Annotated in this window: 17 protein-coding genes; 11 read left to right on the top strand and 6 right to left on the bottom strand. The window is 68.0% G+C overall.

Annotated features, from left to right (window positions below):
- Positions 1–22: 22 nt before the first annotated feature.
- A complete protein-coding gene (locus tag Tbon_RS13285; RefSeq protein WP_192498006.1) occupies positions 23–2,392 on the bottom strand; it encodes a CaiB/BaiF CoA-transferase family protein in 2,370 nt (789 codons plus the stop codon).
- Between the two features lie 191 nt (positions 2,393–2,583).
- Here Tbon_RS13285 and Tbon_RS13290 point away from each other — a divergent pair, with 191 nt between their 5' ends.
- On the top strand, positions 2,584–3,432 hold the full coding sequence (locus Tbon_RS13290; RefSeq protein WP_158068142.1) for an SH3 domain-containing protein: 849 nt from the start codon (positions 2,584–2,586) through the stop codon (positions 3,430–3,432).
- A 120-nt stretch (positions 3,433–3,552) separates the two neighbouring features.
- Positions 3,553–5,298, top strand: coding sequence for a DEAD/DEAH box helicase (locus tag Tbon_RS13295; RefSeq protein ID WP_158068143.1), 1,746 nt, complete (start codon positions 3,553–3,555; stop codon positions 5,296–5,298).
- Here Tbon_RS13295 and Tbon_RS13300 read toward each other — a convergent pair.
- Positions 5,287–5,781, bottom strand: a complete 495-nt coding sequence (locus Tbon_RS13300; RefSeq protein ID WP_192498007.1) for a YbaK/EbsC family protein — start codon at positions 5,779–5,781, stop codon at positions 5,287–5,289. The genes Tbon_RS13295 and Tbon_RS13300 overlap by 12 nt on opposite strands.
- A 58-nt stretch (positions 5,782–5,839) precedes the next feature.
- Between Tbon_RS13300 and Tbon_RS13305 the strand changes: the two genes are divergently transcribed.
- The 6 genes from Tbon_RS13305 to Tbon_RS13330 all read left to right on the top strand — a co-directional run bounded on the left by Tbon_RS13305 (position 5,840) and on the right by Tbon_RS13330 (position 10,298).
- Positions 5,840–7,099, top strand: coding sequence for an acyl-CoA dehydrogenase family protein (locus tag Tbon_RS13305; protein ID WP_158068145.1), 1,260 nt, complete (start codon positions 5,840–5,842; stop codon positions 7,097–7,099).
- Positions 7,100–7,151: 52 nt separating this feature from the next.
- Positions 7,152–7,883, top strand: coding sequence for an MBL fold metallo-hydrolase (locus Tbon_RS13310; protein ID WP_158068146.1), 732 nt, complete (start codon positions 7,152–7,154; stop codon positions 7,881–7,883).
- A gap of 43 nt (positions 7,884–7,926) precedes the next feature.
- Positions 7,927–9,114, top strand: a complete 1,188-nt coding sequence (locus tag Tbon_RS13315; protein ID WP_158068147.1) for a thiolase family protein — start codon at positions 7,927–7,929, stop codon at positions 9,112–9,114.
- Positions 9,115–9,131: 17 nt separating this feature from the next.
- Positions 9,132–9,539 (top strand): Zn-ribbon domain-containing OB-fold protein, encoded by a 408-nt coding sequence (locus tag Tbon_RS13320; RefSeq protein ID WP_158068148.1) that lies wholly within the window; start codon positions 9,132–9,134, stop codon positions 9,537–9,539.
- 54 nt (positions 9,540–9,593) lie between these two features.
- On the top strand, positions 9,594–9,998 hold the full coding sequence (locus tag Tbon_RS13325; protein WP_158068149.1) for a VOC family protein: 405 nt from the start codon (positions 9,594–9,596) through the stop codon (positions 9,996–9,998).
- Between the two features lie 87 nt (positions 9,999–10,085).
- The gene (locus Tbon_RS13330; RefSeq protein ID WP_158068150.1) at positions 10,086–10,298 is read left to right on the top strand and encodes a hypothetical protein; all 213 of its coding nucleotides are present in this window, start codon (positions 10,086–10,088) and stop codon (positions 10,296–10,298) included.
- A 106-nt stretch (positions 10,299–10,404) separates the two neighbouring features.
- Here the strand turns inward: Tbon_RS13330 and Tbon_RS13335 are convergent, their stop codons facing one another.
- The 3 genes from Tbon_RS13335 to Tbon_RS13345 form a co-directional block, all read right to left on the bottom strand.
- Complete coding sequence (locus tag Tbon_RS13335) at positions 10,405–13,842, bottom strand: ABC transporter permease (RefSeq protein ID WP_158068151.1); 3,438 nt, start codon at positions 13,840–13,842, stop codon at positions 10,405–10,407.
- On the bottom strand, positions 13,843–14,589 hold the full coding sequence (locus tag Tbon_RS13340; RefSeq protein ID WP_158068152.1) for an ABC transporter ATP-binding protein: 747 nt from the start codon (positions 14,587–14,589) through the stop codon (positions 13,843–13,845).
- Positions 14,590–14,721: 132 nt separating this feature from the next.
- Positions 14,722–15,219 carry a DUF309 domain-containing protein gene (locus tag Tbon_RS13345; protein ID WP_158068153.1) on the bottom strand — a complete coding sequence of 166 codons (498 nt, stop codon included), beginning with the start codon at positions 15,217–15,219 and terminating at the stop codon, positions 14,722–14,724.
- An 83-nt stretch (positions 15,220–15,302) separates the two neighbouring features.
- On the opposite strand from Tbon_RS13345, the gene Tbon_RS14030 reads away from it, so the two are divergent.
- The 3 genes from Tbon_RS14030 (at position 15,303) to argS (ending at position 17,803) form a co-directional block, all read left to right on the top strand.
- Positions 15,303–15,464, top strand: coding sequence for a hypothetical protein (locus tag Tbon_RS14030; RefSeq protein WP_165772626.1), 162 nt, complete (start codon positions 15,303–15,305; stop codon positions 15,462–15,464).
- Positions 15,465–15,550: 86 nt separating this feature from the next.
- Complete coding sequence (locus tag Tbon_RS14035; protein ID WP_192498008.1) at positions 15,551–16,054, top strand: DUF402 domain-containing protein; 504 nt, start codon at positions 15,551–15,553, stop codon at positions 16,052–16,054.
- A 48-nt stretch (positions 16,055–16,102) separates the two neighbouring features.
- The gene (argS, locus tag Tbon_RS13355; RefSeq protein ID WP_158068155.1) at positions 16,103–17,803 is read left to right on the top strand and encodes an arginine--tRNA ligase; all 1,701 of its coding nucleotides are present in this window, start codon (positions 16,103–16,105) and stop codon (positions 17,801–17,803) included.
- On the opposite strand, the gene Tbon_RS13360 is transcribed toward argS, so the two are convergent.
- Positions 17,772–18,521 carry a DUF429 domain-containing protein gene (locus tag Tbon_RS13360; RefSeq protein WP_192498009.1) on the bottom strand — a complete coding sequence of 250 codons (750 nt, stop codon included), beginning with the start codon at positions 18,519–18,521 and terminating at the stop codon, positions 17,772–17,774. The genes argS and Tbon_RS13360 overlap by 32 nt on opposite strands.
- Positions 18,522–18,533 lie beyond the last annotated feature (12 nt).

The raw sequence follows: 18,533 nt of genomic DNA on the forward strand, positions 1-18,533 counted from the left end.
ACTCGGTTGCTGTTCGCAACCGTCAGGAGAGCACCCCGCCTGCCATGAGTTCGGCGATCCGCTCGTCGTCGTACCCGAGCACGGTGGAAAGCACCTCGTAGGTGTCCTCGCCGACCTGCCGAACTCCTTCGTACACGGGCGGGCGCTCGCCGTCGAACCGCGCCGGGAATCGGTCGATACCGTACTCGCCCCACTTCTCCGCACGTGCGCTGCCGAAGAAGTCCCGCGCTGCCAGCTGCGGGTCGCGTTCGGCAAGGTCCGCGGCGTGCTGCACCGGCGCAGCGCACACCCCGGCCCGCTGAAGCCGTTCGGAGAGTTCGTACGGGTCTTCGCGCCGGGTCCGCGCTGCTATCGCGGCATCCAGTTCCCGCCAGTTGGCCACGCGGTCGGCATGGGTGGCGAACCGCCCGCCAGGCTCGATGCCAAGCATGCCCGCAAGGCGCCGCCACTCATCATCGCCGCGGACCGCAATGGCAACCCACCGGTCCTCGCCAGCGCAGGGATAGATCCCGTGCGGGGCCCAGGCATCGAACGGGTGCCGGTTGCCGCGCGGCTCGGGATTCGTGCCGTTGGCGAGGTAGTCGATCATCGCCGGGCCCATGATGCCGAGGCCGAGTTCATACTGGGCCAAGTCGATGGCCAGCCCCTGGCCGGTCCGATCCCGGTGTTCGAGCCCCTCGAGCGCTGCAAGCGCCGCGGCAAGGCCGCTCAGGTGGTCCGTCAGCGAGAAGCCGTACCCGTCGGTGTACGTTCCCTCGGGATTCGTGAGATAGGTCAGGCCGGTCAGGGCGTGAATGGTCGGCGCGTAGGTCACGAACTCCTTCCAGGGGCCTGTCTGTCCCATGCCGCCCATGGAGATGACCGTTATTCCCGGGTGGTCCGGCGCGAGGGACGCGCGGTCGAGGCCCCAGCGCTGCAGCACCCCGGCCGAGAAGTTCTCGACGATGATGTCGCTGGCGAGGGCGAGGTCGCGCGCCACCGCCCGCGCCTCGGGCAGCGTCATGTCGAGCGCGACGCTCTTCTTGTTCCGGTTCCAGCAAACGTAGTAGGGGTGGTCGGGGGAGTTGGCACCGCCGCTCCGCTTCGCGCTGCTGACCTTGATGACTTCGGCTCCGAGGTCGGCGAGCACGCGGGTGCCGAACGGCCCCGCCAGGACATGGGTGAAATCGAGCACGCGGACGCCCTCGAGGGGCCGGGTGGCAGGGGGCTGCCGGTCGAACGCGGCCGCGGCTGCGGGCCCCCGGGGCGCCCAGCCGACCGCTGACGCCTCCACCTCCCGGGCGGGCAGCAGGGGCGGTCCGTCGGCGCTGGTGCGGAAAAATCGCCCCGGCAGCCGCACCGTCCCAACGCCGGGGACGTCAGCTTCGTACAGGTAGCCCCGCGCCGCGATCTGAGGACTTTTCGTCAGGGCCTCGGCCACGTTCCAGACCACGCCGAAGGGCTGGTGACGTCGCTGGGCTTCGTAGAACAGCTTTTCGCCGTTCCACTCCGCTACCCACTCGCGCAGCACCTTCATCACGTAGGGAAGGTTTTTCACCATTGCGATGACGTCAGGGAACTTCTCGCGGTCTGCAAGCTCCTGGGCAGCGCCGCATTCGATGAGCCACGGCACGAGCACCTCGGTGAGCTTGAGCGAGGCAGTCACCATCACGCCGTGGCCGTCGCGGGCGGGGTAGACCTCGTAGGCGCCGCTCCAGTGCAGGCTGCCCTGCCTGCGGGCGATGGGCGTGCCCCACGTACCGTTGGGAAAAAACCACTGCATCAGCACCTGTTCCGTACAGGTGACCAGCGCTTCGTGCGCCGAGAGGTCGACGTGAATGCCCCGCCCGGTAAGGCGGGCGTAGCGTGCCGCCGCGAGGGCGAGCACAGCCGCGTAGAGCCCCACGGTGTGATGCGACTGGTTGCCGTATCCGGAGATCGGCGGGCTCTGCGGGTCGCCGGTGACCCACGCGGACCCGCAGAGGGCATTCGCCGCGAGGTCGTTGACGCGCCAGTCGCGCCACGGTCCGTCCTGGCCCATGGGAGTGACGGCGACGTGGGCCAGCCGCGGGTTGACGGCGCGCAGTTCGGCCGCCGTGAAAACCGGCGCCCCTGGCGGCCAGTCTTCGATGAGCACGTCCGCGGCCGCGATGAGCGCCCGCAGCTGCTCCCTCTGCAGGGGGTCGGCCAGGTCCAGCCGGACCGTGCGCTTGCCGGCGTTGTAGAAGGTCGACTGGATGGATACGCCGGTCGAGCCGAAGAACGGCGGTTCGGCGGCCAACGAATTGCCCGCCGGCGGCACCACCCGGACGACGTCGGCCCCGGCCTCGGCGAGCAGGCGCCCGGCAAGCACCCCGTTCCACCCGGCGCATTCGATGACCCGAAGTCCTTCCAGCGGCGATGTCTCGGCCATGGAGCGATTGTACGGGCGGGGCCCCAAGAGGCAGCCCGGAAACGCGCCCATCCCCGCAATTTTCCAGTTTCTGTCCCGGCCTCCCCTGATTTGCCGTCCGAGAAATACCGAATTCAGCATCGTGCGGGTTGTCACAACCTGCACGGCTGGGGTACGGTGCCCGGAGCCCTCAGGAAACAGGAGCAGGTGCGATGCCGATGACCCGCCACCGGCACACCCTGGCAACCGTCCTGGTCGCCATCATTGCCCTCGCCGCCGTCGCGGTCACCCGCGCGGATGCCCATGCTGATGCGGACCACCCCATCGTCCAGCGCGCCCTGCGCGACCTCGGGACCTACCAGGGCGACTGCTGGCCCTGGGTGAAGCGTGTCGTCCGGGACGCCACGGGCCGGGAGATCGGTTTCGACTACCGGCACGGCTTCTTCGAAGCCGGGGCCGTGGAAGTGCCCCTCGCCAGGGCTGCCCCCGGCGACATCATCCAGGTCGCGCTCGATAGCTGGACCTCGCCCGACGCCGATTACGCCGGCCTGCATACCGCCATCGTCATCCGGAACAACGGCGACGGCACGTTCGACGCTATCGATTCGAACCAGCTCTGGGACGGCATAGTTCGGCTGCGGCCCGCCTACAACCCGGCGGCCCAGGCCGCAGCAGCGGGCCTCCAGGTGCACGCCTACCGCTTCCCGCTCGACGGGAGTACGCCGGCCGCGTCCCCGGTCCCGGCCGGCCCCACGACGCTGAAGCCGGGCGATACCGCCCGTGTCAACACCCCGGGCGACTGCCTTCGCCTCCGGACCGCACCGGGCGGCGAGATTCTCACCTGCCTGGCCCACGGCACACGGGTGACGGTCATCGAAGGCCCGGTCGAACGGCTCGGCGTGGCGTGGTATCTCGTCTCGTCGCCCGTCGGCGACGGCTGGATGGCGGGGCAGTACCTCCAGCGCGAACCCGACGGCCCCGGGGCCAACCCCAGCGCGCAGGGCCCCACCCGCCCGCTGATGCAGTACCGGGCGGTCGTTCCCCTCGCAGCAGCCGACTGACTCCGCGCCGAACCGGCCGCTCACCGGGCATCACGAGATGTCGCGCCGGCAACGGCTGATTCCGACCGCCAGCGGCCGTAGGCTGATCCACATGCACGCAGAGGGTCGTTCCGCGCGCGCATGGTGAACGTCGTCAACCCGCGCCTCCGTCCCGGCCAGCGCCTCGCGCTTGAGCGATGGGCCCAGGCGCTTGCCGCCGGCTCCCGCTCCGAGCTCGTCGTTGTGCCCGTCGGTTATGGAAAGACAATCATCGGCGTCGGCTCGTTCGCCGTCTCGGCTGCCGGGGGCCACGCCGATACCTGCCTCTACCTCACGCCGACCGACGTTCTCCGCACGCAGGTGTACCACGGCCTCGAGCGGGCCCTGGAGGTCCTGGACGCGCGCCTCGATGTCCGCAAGTACCTGGCCGAAAACGCCACGCTCCACCGCGCCGCGGCCAACCGTGCGAACGTTATCGTGGCGACCTACCAGCAGGTCGCTGCCGCGCCCCAGCGCTATGCCAGGCTCTGCGACCGGCGGCGCGTGCACCTCGTCTGCGATGAAGCCCACCACCTCGGCGAGCGTGGACAGTGGGCTGCGGCGCTCCGCGCGCTCCCGGTTGCAACCACCATGCTCCTTTCCGCGACGCCGGTCCGTCTCGACCGCGAACCGCTGGCCGGCGCCCGCTATGTCCCCGCCGAGGACGGTGAGGGGCTCGTCATCGACCCCCTGGTTCACGTGACCATGCGCCAGGCGTGGAGGGAGGGGCGCATCCTCAAACGGCTGGCGATGCAGATGAAGGACTACGCCGTCGAACTCCGGAGCGCCGACGGCGAAATCTATACCTTCACCGCCTCGGAGATGGCCGAACTGCCCGACTTCGACCAGCGCTGCGTCCGTCAGCAGCTCCGGTGGAATGATGATTATGTTCAGCCGCTCGTTCGCGAATTTGCCCGGACGCTCGAGCGGAAGCGCGCCCTCGCGCCGGGGCAGCACCAGGGGCTGGTCTTCGCCGCAACCACGGCCCACGCCGACCACCTGGCGCGGGTCTTCGCCCGCCACCACCCGGGGCTGCGCTGCACCGTAGTCCACAGCGGCGACGATCTGCCGGCGGCGGAGGCGGAACAGCGGCTGCGCGATTTCCACGCCGGCCGCTACGACGTCCTTATCCAGGTCCGCAAGGCGAGCGAAGGGTTCGATGCCCCGACGGTCTCGGTCCTCCTCAAGCTCGATGCGGTGTTCAGCCGCGAGCCCGTCATTCAGCAGCTTGGGCGCGGCCTCCGGTACAACCACAGCCTGCCCGAAGCCCAAAACGTGCTGCACGTGTTCATCGGGCGCGACCCCCGGCTCGCCCCCATCATCGACCACCTGGAGCGCGAGGCAGCAATTCCCGCCATCGCAGGCCAGCGCGACCGTGACGAACCGGGCCGGGAGGTCGAGAACGCGGAGGCCGAGGCTGAGCAGATGGCCGGCGAGGCGGAGGACCGCGCCACGCCAGAAATCGTCGACGTGGTTGAAGCGGGCGACGCTGTGCTCGACGAGACAGGGCGCCTCATCGAGGGCCAGCAGCTGACGATGTTCGGCATCCCGGCACCGCCCCCTGCACCACGCGCTGCCGCGCCCGTCGCGCCGCCGCCAGCGCCGGCCCAGAGCGACGTGGTCGACCTGCAGGCGGAGCTGCAGGAGGCTATCGACTACTGCAAGACCTGGACCAGCCGCGCTGCCCGGGAGCGGGCGAAACGGTTCGGCCCCCGGGAGAACCACTTCGCCATCCTCAACGCCGCCTACGCCCGCGAGACCGGCCAGCGCGGCACGCTTTCCACCGCGGCAGACTACCGGCGCAAGGGCGACTGGATGAAGAGGAAGTACCTCGAATTACTCGGGTGAGGCCGCCGGGAAAAGGTCAACCGGCCGCGCGCCGGTGACTGCGACGAGGTCGGCCGGCGCAAGTTCGATATCGGCGCCCCGGACGCCCGCGCTAACAAACACGGTGGCGTGGTGGAGCACGGACGCGTCGACCAGGGCCGGGAACCCTTTGCCGGCAAGCGCCAGCGCACTGATGCCGCCGACTTCCAGGCCCGTCATCCGCTCGGCGTCGGCGTGACGGGCCATCCGGAGCCGCTTCATCCCCAGGGCAGCCGCCAGCTGTTTCAGGTCCACCTCGATCGTTGCCGGCGCCATCAGCAGAACGGGCTTTCGCTGCGGCGGCTCCGATTCGAGCACAAGCGTCTTCAGCACGCGGTCCGGCTCAACGCCGGCCTCCCGGGCAACATCGACCGCCGACCGGATGGCCGGGTCGAACCGGATAAGCCGGTGCGGGACCTTCCGCGCCTCGAGCGAGCGTACGGCCGGTGGTTTCGATGCAGGCAACCCGCGGCTCCTGAAGGTAGGATACGCCGACAACCTTCGACAGCGAGGCGTCGCCCCTATGGACTTCGAGCTACCGCCCCACATCCCCGAACTGCTCCGGGAACTGGACGACTTCATCGAACGTGAAATCAAGCCGCTCGAGCAGCAGGACGACAACATCCGCTTCTTCGACCACCGCCGCGAATGGGCCCGGACCGACTGGGAGAATGGCGGCATCCCGCGCAAGGAGTGGGAGGACCTGCTTGCCGAGATGCGGCGCCGCGCCGACCGCGCCGGCTGGCTCCGCTTCGCGGTCCCGCGCAAGTACGGCGGGCGCGACGGCACCAACCTCGAAATGGCGATCATCCGGGAGCACCTCGCGAAAAAGGGCCTCGGCCTGCACAACGACCTGCAGAACGAGTCCTCGGTCGTCGGCAATTTCCCGACAGTGAAGATGTGGGAGCAGTTCGGCACCGAGGAGCAGAAGAAGGAGTTCCTCGAGGGCATGTTCACGGGCAAGACCCGGGTCGCCTTCGGGCTGACCGAGCCGAACCACGGCTCCGACGCCACGTGGCTCGAAACCCGCGCCGTCCGCGACGGCGACGAATGGGTCATCAACGGCAAGAAGCGGTTCAACAGCGGCCTTCACAATGCGACCCACGACCTGATCTTCGCCCGCACCTCCGGCGAGGAGGGAAAGGCCCAGGGCATCAGCTGCTTCATCGTTCCGACCAATGCCGAGGGGTTCTCGGTGGATTTCATGTGGTGGACGATGAACATGCCGAGCGACCACGCCGAGGTCACGCTCAAAGATGTGCGGGTCCCCGCGACGGCGATGCTCGGGAAGGAAGGCGACGGGCTCGCGCTGGCCAACACCTTCGTTCACGAGAACCGCATCCGGCAGGCTGCTTCCGGCGTGGGCGCCGCGCAGTACTGCATCGACCGCTCCGTGGAATACGCGAAGCAGCGCGTAACCTTTGGCCAGCCTCTTGCCACCCGCCAGGCGATCCAGTGGCCGCTCGCCGAGCTGCAGACCGAGTGCGAGATGGTCCGCTGGATGGTCTACCGGACGGCATGGCTGCTCGACCAGAAGCACCACATGGAGATCAGCGACAAGGTCGCCATGTGCAACTACCGCGCTAACCGGCTGGCCTGCAACGCCGCGGACCTGGCCATCCAGGTGCACGGCGGCATCGGCTACACGCGACACATGCCGTTCGAGCACATCTACCGGCACCACCGGCGCTACCGCATCACCGAAGGCAGCGACGAAATCCAGATCCGGCGCATCGCCCAGGTGATGTTCGGCATGGGGAGCTCCCGCAAACCGGAGGCGTAGCGCGGCCGTCGAACGCAGGCCGTTTACCGGGCCGGGGTAGAATTCTGCAACCGTGGGAGCGCTCGATGTCGCCTTCGTCGGAACCGGCAACGCATTTGCGCCCGGCGGCCTCTGCTGGAACGGCTTCGTCGTGGATGACCGCTACCTGTTCGAGGCGCCGCCGCAGGCCCTCCAGTCCCTCAACCGGATGGGCATCGATGCGAACAGCCTCGAAGCGGTCATCTTGAGCCATCACCACGGCGACCACTTCCTCGGGCTGCCGTTCCTCCTCCTGCACTGGAAATACTTCGGCCGCACCAGGCCGGCCACCATCGTCGGGCCGCCCGGCACGCAGGAGCTTGCCGTGGCCATCGGCCGGTCGGTCTACCCCAGCCTGTTCGATACCGCGTACGACCTGCGGTGGGTGGAACTCGCCGACGACGAATCTGCGCAGGTCGGCGACCTGCGGCTCACTGCGCGGCGGGTCGAACACGACGCGCGCCTCAGCCTGAACCTCGGGTACCAGTGCGAGCTTCGCGGCAGGCGGTTCGCCTATACCGGCGACACCGGCTTCTGCGAGGCCGTCGTTGCGATGGCGCGCGCATCGGAGGTGCTCATCGCCGAGTGTTCTTCGGTCGATGAGCGAGTCCCGATTCACCTCAACCTTGTCGACGACATCCCGCGGCTGCGCGATGCCATGGCGCCAGAGGCGCGTCTCATCCTCACGCACCTGGCGCCGGACGTGACGGCGGGGAATCTCCGGAACACGTCGGTTGCCCGCGACCTCGAGCGCTACCGCATCTGATGCCCGCCGGTAGAATGAGCCGGCGAAGGAGAATCCTGCATCTATGGCTCACCCGCTCCGTGGCGTCGCGGCCATCACCGGGCTCGGCATGACCCCGATGGGCCGCATCTACCGATCCACCAACGAACTCGCCGCCGAGGCTGTCGCGAATGCCATCGCCGATGCCGGGTTGCGGAAAGACGACATCGATGGCCTGCTCATCAACGCCGGCATTACGGGAACCACCGGCGGCGGCCTCACGCTCGGCCTGCAGAACTACCTTGGCCTGAAGAATCTGCGGCTCCTGAATCACATGAACGCCGCCGGATCTACTGCCGCACAGATGGTGCAGTACGCCACCCTGGCGATTCACGCCGGCATAGCGACCCATGTCCTCTGCGTTTTCGCAGATGCGCCGCTCAAAGAGGGAACCTCGGCGGGCGCGGCCTACGGCGGCGCCGCCCGGAACCCGCAGCGGCCGAAGGGCATGGCAGGGCTGTACGCAGCGGCCGGCTACTTCGGTGCCAATACCCCCTACGCGCTTGCTGCACGCCGTCACATGGCCCTCTACGGCACCAAACAGGACCACCTCGGCATCATCGCCGTCGGGCAGCGGCAGTGGGCCACGATGAACCCCCTGGCCCAGATGCGTGAGCCGATCACGCTCGAGGACTACCACGCCTCACGCTGGATCATCGAGCCGCTCCACCTGCTCGACTGCTGTCTCGTCTCCAATGGGGCCGTGGCGGTCATTGTCAGCCCGGCCGACCGGGCCAAAGACATGCCGCAGCCCCCGGTGTACATCCACGGGATGGGGCAGGGACACCCGGGCGACAGCGGACGTGCGGGCTCTGACTGGGAAACCGAGACCGGCGCCCGCATCGCCGCCGAAACGGCCTACCGGATGGCCGGCGTCGGGCCGTCTGACATCACCTGCTGCCAGATTTACGACTGCTACACCTACACAGTCCTCGTGACGCTCGAGGATTACGGGTTCTGCAAGAAGGGCGAAGGCGGCCCCTTCGTGGAGGACGGGAAGCTGGGTCCGGGCGGCTCCCTGCCGACCAACACGGGCGGCGGCGAGCTCTCGGCCTACTACATGTGGGGCATGACCCCGCTGAGCGAAGGCATCATCCAAGGACGCGGCCACGGCGGGGAGCGGCAGGTCAAGAACGACGTCATCCTGGTGACGGGGAACGGCGGCAATCTGAGCTACCACGCCTGCCTCATCCTCAGCCCGCACCCTGCCTGACCGCGAGGAGCAGCACCATGACCCAGTCGACCATCCCCGTGCCTGAGCCCGATGAGGCCTCGCGCCCATTCTTCGACGGTGCAGCCGAAGGGCGCCTCATGCTGATGCGCTGCATCGATTGCCAGACATGGCGGCTCCCGGCAAGGCAGCACTGCGACGTCTGCCTCAGCGACCGGTACACGTGGGAGCCCGCGAGCGGCCGCGGCCGTGTCCGGACCTTCGGCATCATGCACCAGAGGTACCACCCGGCATTCCAGGTGCCGTACAACGTCACCGTGGTCGAACTCGAGGAGGGTCCCCGCCTGCCGACCAACCTCGTCGACGTCACGAACGAGGCCATTTACGTCGGCATGCCCGTGGAAGTCGTTTTCGAGCGGTACGACGACGTCACGCTGCCGCGTTTCCGGCCGGCCCGGGACTTATGACGAGCGCTCCCGTTCACACTTGACAGCAAATTACCGGGGCGCGACGGTTCGGGCGTGACACGGGAGCCAGTCCTCGGCATGGTCTTCTGGGCGACCGACGTTGGCGCCCTTACGGACTTTCTTGTGGCGGTTGCGGGCGCGGAACTGCGTGAACGCCACCCCGGTTACGCGGCACTGCGCCTCGCAGGCTCCCTCATCGAGGTCCATGCCGACGAATCGTTCCGCGGCCACCCGTGGTTCCATGCCCTTGCCCGCGAGGGCGTGGCCCGGGGCATCGGAGCGGAGCTGCTGATTCCCGTCGCCGACGTGGCCGCCGCGTACCGCAAGGCGCTCGCGCTCGGCGCGCAGACTATCGCGCCGCCGTACGAGTTCGAAGGCCGGCTCGAATGCGAGGTCATGGGGCCGGACGGCTATGTCTTCGGTCTATGGCAGCCATGGGAGTTCGCTACATCGGGCTGAAATTTTCAAAGCCGTAACGTAATCGCCACCTTCCTGTGCTACGGTGGTTGTGAGGAAACGCACATTCACTGTGCAGGGAGGTGCCTCATGTACAACCTCGACCCGATGTCGCTGGCGTATCTCACCCGGCCGCACGAGCCGACGCCCGAGACGCGATTCCGGGAGGAATACGAACGGGGCCGGGCTGAATCCCGGCGCCAGCCCGAGGAGCTTATCAACCCCGAGCGGCGCAACGCGGCCCGGCTGCTGCGCGAGCGCGTCATCGTCAATATCGGGCGGTTCCTGGCCCGGCCGTCCTGAGCGGCACAATCTGCGACGTTCACATTCGAACGTTCCCATCGCGAAGGGGCTGCCACACGGCAGCCCCTTCCGCTTGCCCTCGCCATGCGCAGGTCACCGCGCGGGCCTATTCGTACCGGAGGGCCTCGGCGACGGGCACGCGCGACGCGCTCCGCGCCGGGAGCACGGTCATCAGAATCGACGACCCGAACGCGACCGCGCAGATCACCGCGAGTTGCAGCCAGGGCACGATAAAGCTCACGGACTCCGAACCCTCGAAGAGTTCTTCCGTTGTGAAAAGCACCCAGGCGAGGGACAGTCCGAGTACAAGACCAAGCAGGATGCCGGCAACCGCGATGAACGCCGATTCGAGCAGGAAGCTGAGTGCCACCATGCGCCGGGTGTAGCCGATCGCCCGCAGCATGCCGATCTGCTGCCGGCGTTCCACGACCGCACGCGAGGCGATGACCGCCAGGGCGGCGATGCCCACGATCAGGCCAAGGCCCATGAACCCCTGGAAGACGAGGAGAAACCCGGTCTGCTGCCGCTGCTGGTCCGCGAGCAGGGCATCGAGTGAGTCCGCCGAGGCCTGCACCAGGGCGGCCTCTACCGTCTTGGCAAAGGCTTCCGAGTCGGTGCCCGCCGCGAGGCGGAGGAAGAACAACTCCCCTCGTGCCGCCGGGAATGCCTCCCGGAGGGTGGCCTCGCGAACCACGATCCCGGTCCCGAAATCCGGGCTGCTCAGCGCGAAGAACGTGTCGGCAGACTCCTTCAGCTGCCCGATGACCGTGACGGTGGTCACCTCGCCCGTCCCCGGGTCGCGCAGGTCGAGCGTGAACGGTGCGAACCCGTCGGTCAGCGGTTTCAGGCGAAGGCGCAGGTTGCCTCCTCCGCCGAATCCCTGGGGCGCCGTCGTCGCGTCCCCCGGGAGCAGGGCGAGATTGGGCTGCTCCCGCAGCGCCTTCCACACCGCCGCGTCATCGGCGTATCCGGCCGCCCGGAACTTCAGCTTCAGCTCCTGTGCGGCGAGGAAGCCGTCATCGACCCCGAACAGCTTGATGCTGCTATACGGAGCGACCGTTCCGTCGTCGGTGTTGACGAACCCGTCCCGGTTTTCGACCTCGACCTCCTCCTGCGAGGCCACCCGGGCCATCCCGACCGCCTCGACGGGCGCGATATCAACCCCGGCAGAGGCAAGCGCTCCCTTGATGTCGTCGATCGGGTTGTTCTCGTTGACGGTCCCGACGACATCAAAGCCGCCTTTCGACTCATCGTTCAGGAACAGCGCGGCGAAATTCTCGTTGATAGTAGACATCATGACGAGCGAGAACATGATCAGGCCGATCATGGCCATCGTCATGCCGTTGCGGAACCGCGATGTGAGCGGGTAGGCCACCGCGGTCTTGAGAGCCGGGACCAGGCGCCCGAAGCGGTTGCCCAGGCCCGCAATCGCTGGCAGCACGATGTCGGCGTTGTACACGACGATGAAGACGCCGCAGGTGACCATCACGACGCCGCTCAGGAAGAACATCTCGATGTCTCCCTCGAGCGGCCCGGTAATCGGTTCGAGCCACTTGCGCGGCAGGTACCACAGGGCGAGCAGGAGGGCGCTGGTTCCGGAGAACGCCAGGCGCTCCGATACCCCGAAATACCGGAGGGTCACAGCCCCCCAGAGGAACACGGTCGAGACGCCAAGCAGGAAGAAGAAGGAGCTGTCCCGGTCCAGCCCGCCGTAGGTCAGGGCAACGCCGGCGATGCCGAAGGCGATTGCCGCCGCTGCAGTCCAGGGGACGCGCACGCGCCAGTCCTGCAGCATTGCCGCAAGGAAGGCGAGCGGCCACACCGCGAGCGCACCGATGCCGAGCCATCGCGGGAGACGCGCGGGCTTCCGGTCCCGGGTCAGGCGCACCAGCACCAGCGCAACGGCGTACCACGGAAGCACGAGGAACCAGCCGATGACCGGGAGGAGGATGCCCACCAGCCACGGCCAGCGCGGGGCCGGCTCCCCGGTGCGCCGGGCCCGCGGCGCGGCCACGTCGCTGTTGCGGAGGAGGTAGAACCACGGGCTGATGAGCCCGACGAGCATGAGCGGGACGCCCAGCAGGAGCCCGGGCGTGCCGAAGAGCAAAAATGCCGCGCCGATCGGCAGGCTGAACGCCGCGATGCCGTTGATCGCTGCGCGGTAATAGCCGCGCCAGGTCGACGCCTCGGGGTCAAGTGGGCTCGTCTCCGGCAGGTCGCGAATCGCAGCCGTGATGTTGATGCGGCTCGCCCGCCACGAGGCGATGAAGATGACGAGGAACGTGGCGATGATGCCGAGGCAGAACGCTGTCACCATGCTCCGCGGCGTGAACCTGACGGTCAGGTCGAGGCCGAGGCTGTCGCCGCCGAAATACTGGATCACCTGGACCATGCCGACCGTGACCGCCATCCCGGCGAACAGGCCGACGACCGCGGAGCCGAGGTCGTACCCCATCCCCTCGGACAGGAACGACTCGACAATCTGCCGGCGCTTCGCTCCCACGGCCCGGGCCATGCCGATCTCGGGTTTCCGTTCCGCTGCGAGCATGACGAAGATGAGGAAGATGAGCAGGATGCCGGCCGCGATGGAGAACAGGCCGAACACCACGAAGATCGCGGTGAACGCCGAGCCGACGAGCTCCGCCGTTCCGACAAGCTCCCGCTTCACTTCCACGACCCGGTAGGGCGTGCCTTCCAGCACGGTTTCGAGCCGGGCGGTCACGGCCCGCGAGCGATTGAGCCCGCCCTCGACACCGCCGACGTTGGAGACCACGACGGCATCGGCCACGTCGCCACGGCCGGTCAGCTGGGCAAAGGTGTCGAACGGAACCGCGCCGCCGCGCATGGCGAAGGGGTCGGCCGCGCCCGACAGGACGTTTGACGGTGTGATGGCGACCACCGTGAACTCCACGGCAAGCCCCTTGTAGAAGAGCAGGACCTGGTCGCCCTCCCTGGCGTCCAGCTGCTTCGCCAGGTCTTCGTTGACGGCGATCGTCCGGCCGACCAGCTCAACCGGGTCGCCTTTGAGGTCCTTCAGCCCGCCGAGCGCTGCAGCGTCATCCGGCCGGAACGCGACGATGCGCGCGGACGGCTCGTTGAGGCGGGTGCGGACGTTCTGAACAGGCAGCGTCTCACGCTGGAGCGGGACAATCGCTTCGATATCCGGGTCGTCCGCAAGCTCCGCCTTCCACTCGTCAACCAGCGCCAGCGGGATGACCTGGTCTTCCTGCGGAGCCGGGTTCTTCTGTGCATCCCACGCAATCCATTCGTCTGTTTCGCCCAGCATGCTGTAGACCTGTGCGCTCACCGACGACGTGAGGGTGTCGCCAGTGCCGAACGCGGCGCTCATGATGAGCGTCGAGAGCATGAGGCCGACGATGATGAGCGCCGTCTGCGCCTTCCGCCGGGGAATGTTGCGCAGGCCCATTTTGAACATCACCGGGTTGCGCCAGGCGATGAACCCGATTGCGAGGAAGATGAGGACCGTCACCGCCACGCAGACGCTGGCGATGATGGTCATCGAGACGCCGAACAGCTCGTTCATCTACTCCGCCCCGCCGCCGGCGGCGACCAGCGCACGCATCGCCTCCCGGCTGTCTTCCCGGACGATGACGCCGTCCGCCATGTGGATGGTGCGGTGGCACCGCGCCGCGACCTTCGGGTCATGGGTCACGATGACGCAGGTTCGCTGCTCAGTGACATTCAGCTCGACGATGAGGTCCATGATGTCGTTCGCAGACTTCGAGTCGAGCGCACCGGTCGGCTCGTCCGCCCAGATGATGGACGGGTGGTTCACGATGGCCCGGGCGATGGTCACGCGCTGCCGCTGACCGCCCGAAAGCTGCCCTGGCCGCTGGTTCGCCCAGGGCCGGAGATTGACGCGGTCGAGCGCCTGGAGCGCTTTCTCCCGCGCCTCCTTCGGCCTGGTCCCAGAGACGATGAGCGGCAATTCGACGTTTTCAACAGCGCTCAGGACCGGGAGCAGGTTGTAGGTCTGGAAGACGAACCCCATCTCCCGGGCGCGGAACTCCGTCTTCCGGTCGTCCGGCATGTGGGCGATGTCGTGGCCGGCAACGAGCACGGTTCCGCTGTCGAACTCGTCCAGGCCCGACAGGCAGTTGAGCAGCGTCGTCTTGCCGCAGCCGGATGGCCCCATGATGGCGACCATCTCACCGCGCTGCACCTGCAGACTGACGCCGCGCAGGGCCTGCACCTGGACCGTGCCGGTGTCGTACGTCTTCACGACGTCCCTGGCATCGATCACGATATCGCTCGCTGGATGCTGAGACATGGACTCCCTCCCGCTCACGTTCCTGTTCGTGTGACTCCGGAACGGTCCACACCGGACCCGGAAACCGCGGCTGCATGGATGATAATAACGGCCAAAGGCAATCAAAAAGTTTCGAGTCCGGCGTCGATGCGGTCAGGCCGGGATGGTGACCTCCATCGCAACCGGCAGCCCCTCCTCGTCGAAGCCCCAGGCGCGCCAGCGCCTGGCCTCCGCCGACAGGGCCGAGCGGTCGAACGCCATCCGCGGCCGCTGCGCGAGCGGGAATTGAGCAACGCCGTCCGGGCCGAGCCGTTCGAGCAGGTCGCGAGCTTCTTCGAGCGCGCGGCCGATGGCTTCCGCGTCGAAGCCCATTGCCGGCCCCGGGCGATAGGGTTCGAGGTAGCCGAGCGCCGTGCGGAGCAGCCGGCTCGCGCCGGGGTACCCGCCGCGCTGCACGTGGACGTACGCCGCAGCCGCCTGGATCAGCGCCTTATACAGGTCGCGCACCGGGCCGTGCTCGAACTGCCAGATCTCCTCGAGGTGTTCATGAGCCTCGTAGAACCGCCCTTCGTTGAACTCCGCGCAGAAGCGCTCGAACGCTTCCGGTACGGTCACCCGCTTGGTCACAAACCGCTTGCGCCGCGCAACCATGGGGCCAGCGTACCGCCCCGCACGTGACCCAACCACCCTGCCGGGCAAGAATTGGTCAGCACCTTTTCTGGAGAGCTCCTGCCATGGCCGACCATCATCACGCCCCCGCCAACCCGAACGCTGCCCCCATGCATACCGATGTCCGGGAGAGTTTCGACCCCGGCGCTGTCGCTTTTTGCTACATCCTCGCCGTTATCGCCCTCGTGGCGGGACTCGTCTCCGGCCTGGTCTTCGTCAACGATTAAGGATTTGCTGGCTTACCAGCCAGTATTTTTCGGGAAGTTCACGTAACATCGCTTGGCGAGCCGGGTTCCGCGTGTATCATCCGGCAATGGACGTCCGAACAGCGCGGGCCCGCCCGGGCGCCAGGGTGCTCCTGAGGGCAACGAAGTACGACGGCACCGCCCACTGGCTCCAGCCGTTCCGCGTACTGTCCGACGACGGGAACCTCCTTGTCACGGCCTACCGCGCGCGCACGCCAATCTACACCTCCCGCGGGGAGTTCCGATCCCCGTACGATTCCATCGTCTACTTCTGGCGCGACCGCTGGTACAACGTCTTCCGCCTCTCCCGGCCGGGCTGCCGCACTGCCCTCTGGTACTGCAACGTCACCACACCGCCGACCTTCGACGGGTGCCAGATCGGCTATGTCGACCTCGACCTCGATGTGAAGGTGTACCCCAGCGGCTGCATCGAGCTGCTCGACGAAGACGAGTTCGAAGCACACCGGGTCGCCTACAGCTACCCCGAGCACATCGTGGCGAACGCCCGGAGGGCGGCGGAGGAGGTCGCGCGGCTCGCCCGGGAGCATCGCTTCCCGTTCAGTTGCGGATGACCCGCCGGTCTGTCGCAATCCGGCCTGGCACCGTACGCTGTAGGCTCGATGCCCGACACGCGAACCATCCGGACCCATCTCGAATCGATCGTCGCTGAGGCGGCCCGCGCCGCCATCTCGGCAGGGGACCTTCCCGACGTTGCCATCCCCGGCGCAGCCATCGAGCGGCCGAAGGATGCCGCGAACGGCGACTTCGCATCGACGTTGCCGCTGCGCCTTGCCCGCGCCGCAATGCGGCCTCCGCTCGAGATCGCCCAGGCGATCGCAAAGCACGTCCGCGCAGACGCCGCCATCGAACGGCCGTCCGTCGCCCCGCCGGGGTTTATCAACTTCCGCCTGTCGGTGCCCTTCCTGCAGCAGCAGGTCGAGCACATCATCGCGGCGGGTCCAGCCTATGCGGACCTCGAGCTGGGCGCCGGGCGTTCGGCCCAGGTCGAATTCGTCTCGGCAAACCCGACGGGCCCGCTGCATGTCGGGAACGGGCGCGGCGCGGCCATTGGGGATGCGCTGGCCAACGCCCTCGCCGCCGCAGGGTACCGGGTCGAGCGCGAGTACTACATCAACGACGCCGGGACGCAAACGGACTACTTCGCCGAAACCCTCTACGCCAGGTACCAGCAGCTCTTCGGGAGGGATGTCCCCATTCCGCCCGACGGGTATCCCGGGGAGTACATGGTCGAGCTGGCGCGCGAGGTGAAGGAGCGCCACGGCGACGCCTTCCTCCGCCCCCCGGGCGAGCCGATGCCGCCCGAACTCGGCGCACTCGGCATCGAGCTGATGGTGACCCGCATCCGGGCGACGCTCGAACGGTTCGGGGTACGCTATGACCGCTGGTACTCGGAGAAGTCCCTCTACGAGCCGGGCGGCGCATATGAGCAGGCGATGGCCATCCTGCGCCAGGCCGGGATGCTCGTTGAACGCGAAGGAGCGCTCTGGTTCGCCTCAAGCGAACTTGGGGAGGACAAAGACAACGTCGTCGTCCGCTCCGATGGCCGGCCGACCTACTACGCCAGCGACATCGCCTACCACTGGGACAAATTTCTCCGTCGCGGCTTCGACCTGGTGATCGACGTCTGGGGCGCGGACCACCACGGGCACGTCTCGCGGCTGAAGACCGCGACCCGCGCGGTCGGGGCCGACCCCGAGGCGCTTCACATCCTCCTCTACCAGCTCGTCACCCTGAAGCGGGGCGGCGAGGTCGTCCGGCTGTCGAAGCGCGAGGGCGAGATTATCACCCTCGACGAGCTGATCGATGAGGTCGGGACGGACGCAGCCCGCTTCTTCTTCCTGCTCCGCTCACCCGGGGCGCAGATGGATTTCGACCTCGACCTCGCGGTTCGCCAGTCATCGGAGAACCCGGTTTATTATGTCCAGTACGCGCACGCGCGCCTCTGCTCAATACTCGAGCGCGCGAAGGAGCAGGGGCTGACGCCGGAGGGCGGCGACGTCGCCCGCCTCACGGCGCCGCACGAGCTGGCGCTCATCCGCGAGATGATGCGGCTGGCTGACGTCATCGAAACGGTCGCCACGCGCTTTGAGCCGCAGCACCTCCCCCACTACGCCCAGGACCTCGCCACCGCGTTCCACGCCTTCAATGACGCTTTCAAGCAGCAGAACGACCCCGGACTGAAGGTCATCACGGACGATGAGGCGCTCAGCCGGGCACGCCTCAGGCTCGTGCTCGCAGCGCGGATCGCGCTTGCCCGGGTCCTCGGACTTATGGGGATGTCCGCCCCCGAGCGGATGTGAGCCGGCCGGCTCCGGGCACCACGATCAACCCCGAGGCCGCCGAGCCGAACAGGTCGCCGGGTTCAAGCCCTCGGCTTGCGGCCTGCCACGCAGCAAACGCACAGACCGCAGCATCGAGCCGGTCCTCCGCAGCCTTCAGCTCGCGTCCCCTGGGGCATGCCCCGTGGGCCGGGGCGGCCGGCAGCGGGAAGTCGAGGCGCATGCCCGCAGCCGCGAGCGCCCCCTCGAGCAGGTCGTGGCAGGTCGCCAGCGCTGCGGCCCGGCCGGCGAGCCGGCCGCGCTTGTACGGGGGCACTTCCGCAGCCCTGAGCAGCGACAGGATGAGGGCGCGAGGGAACGTTTCGAACGCGAACCGCCGCCCCGCTCCGGGGCCCGGGGGCTCGAAGGACCAGCCGCGGGCAGCGAGCAGCTCTCCGAGCTGGGGTCCCGCCGCCAGCCCACGCCGTTCGAGGAAGCCGTTGCCGATCCCATAGGCCGTCACACCGTACCGGCCCAGCGCCCGCGCCAGCTCTGCTTCAGCCGTTCGACCCGGGCGATTGACGAGCGGCGCATCGACCCCGACAACAGCATCCTCGAACCCATCAAGCCAGGCCGCCACCTCGGCCGGGGCGAGCGTGGCCGTCCACGTCTGCACCAGTCCGTCGGCGGCCGGGTCAATGAGCGCGAAGCCGGAAGGCCTGCGGGCCGTCCAGGAGAGGTCGATACCGATGCAGCGCATGGCACCACGGTA

The organism is Tepidiforma bonchosmolovskayae, from assembly GCF_008838325.1.
In the GTDB taxonomy this organism is placed as follows: Bacteria; Chloroflexota; Dehalococcoidia; order Tepidiformales; family Tepidiformaceae; genus Tepidiforma; species Tepidiforma bonchosmolovskayae.

What these genes read in the sequence shown, in the direction of transcription:
- Tbon_RS14035 (WP_192498008.1), top strand. Translation starts at nt 15,551, where the DNA reads ATGGACGTCCGAACAGCGCGGGCCCGCCCGGGCGCCAGGGTGCTCCTG.
- Tbon_RS13345 (WP_158068153.1), bottom strand. Translation starts at nt 15,219, where the DNA reads ATGGTTGCGCGGCGCAAGCGGTTTGTGACCAAGCGGGTGACCGTACCG.
- Tbon_RS14030 (WP_165772626.1), top strand. Translation starts at nt 15,303, where the DNA reads ATGGCCGACCATCATCACGCCCCCGCCAACCCGAACGCTGCCCCCATG.
- Tbon_RS13295 (WP_158068143.1), top strand. Translation starts at nt 3,553, where the DNA reads ATGGTGAACGTCGTCAACCCGCGCCTCCGTCCCGGCCAGCGCCTCGCG.
- Tbon_RS13315 (WP_158068147.1), top strand. Translation starts at nt 7,927, where the DNA reads ATGGCTCACCCGCTCCGTGGCGTCGCGGCCATCACCGGGCTCGGCATG.
- Tbon_RS13320 (WP_158068148.1), top strand. Translation starts at nt 9,132, where the DNA reads ATGACCCAGTCGACCATCCCCGTGCCTGAGCCCGATGAGGCCTCGCGC.
- Tbon_RS13330 (WP_158068150.1), top strand. Translation starts at nt 10,086, where the DNA reads ATGTACAACCTCGACCCGATGTCGCTGGCGTATCTCACCCGGCCGCAC.
- Tbon_RS13285 (WP_192498006.1), bottom strand. Translation starts at nt 2,392, where the DNA reads ATGGCCGAGACATCGCCGCTGGAAGGACTTCGGGTCATCGAATGCGCC.
- Tbon_RS13340 (WP_158068152.1), bottom strand. Translation starts at nt 14,589, where the DNA reads ATGTCTCAGCATCCAGCGAGCGATATCGTGATCGATGCCAGGGACGTC.
- Tbon_RS13360 (WP_192498009.1), bottom strand. Translation starts at nt 18,521, where the DNA reads ATGCGCTGCATCGGTATCGACCTCTCCTGGACGGCCCGCAGGCCTTCC.
- Tbon_RS13290 (WP_158068142.1), top strand. Translation starts at nt 2,584, where the DNA reads ATGCCGATGACCCGCCACCGGCACACCCTGGCAACCGTCCTGGTCGCC.
- Tbon_RS13305 (WP_158068145.1), top strand. Translation starts at nt 5,840, where the DNA reads ATGGACTTCGAGCTACCGCCCCACATCCCCGAACTGCTCCGGGAACTG.
- Tbon_RS13335 (WP_158068151.1), bottom strand. Translation starts at nt 13,842, where the DNA reads ATGAACGAGCTGTTCGGCGTCTCGATGACCATCATCGCCAGCGTCTGC.
- argS (WP_158068155.1), top strand. Translation starts at nt 16,103, where the DNA reads ATGCCCGACACGCGAACCATCCGGACCCATCTCGAATCGATCGTCGCT.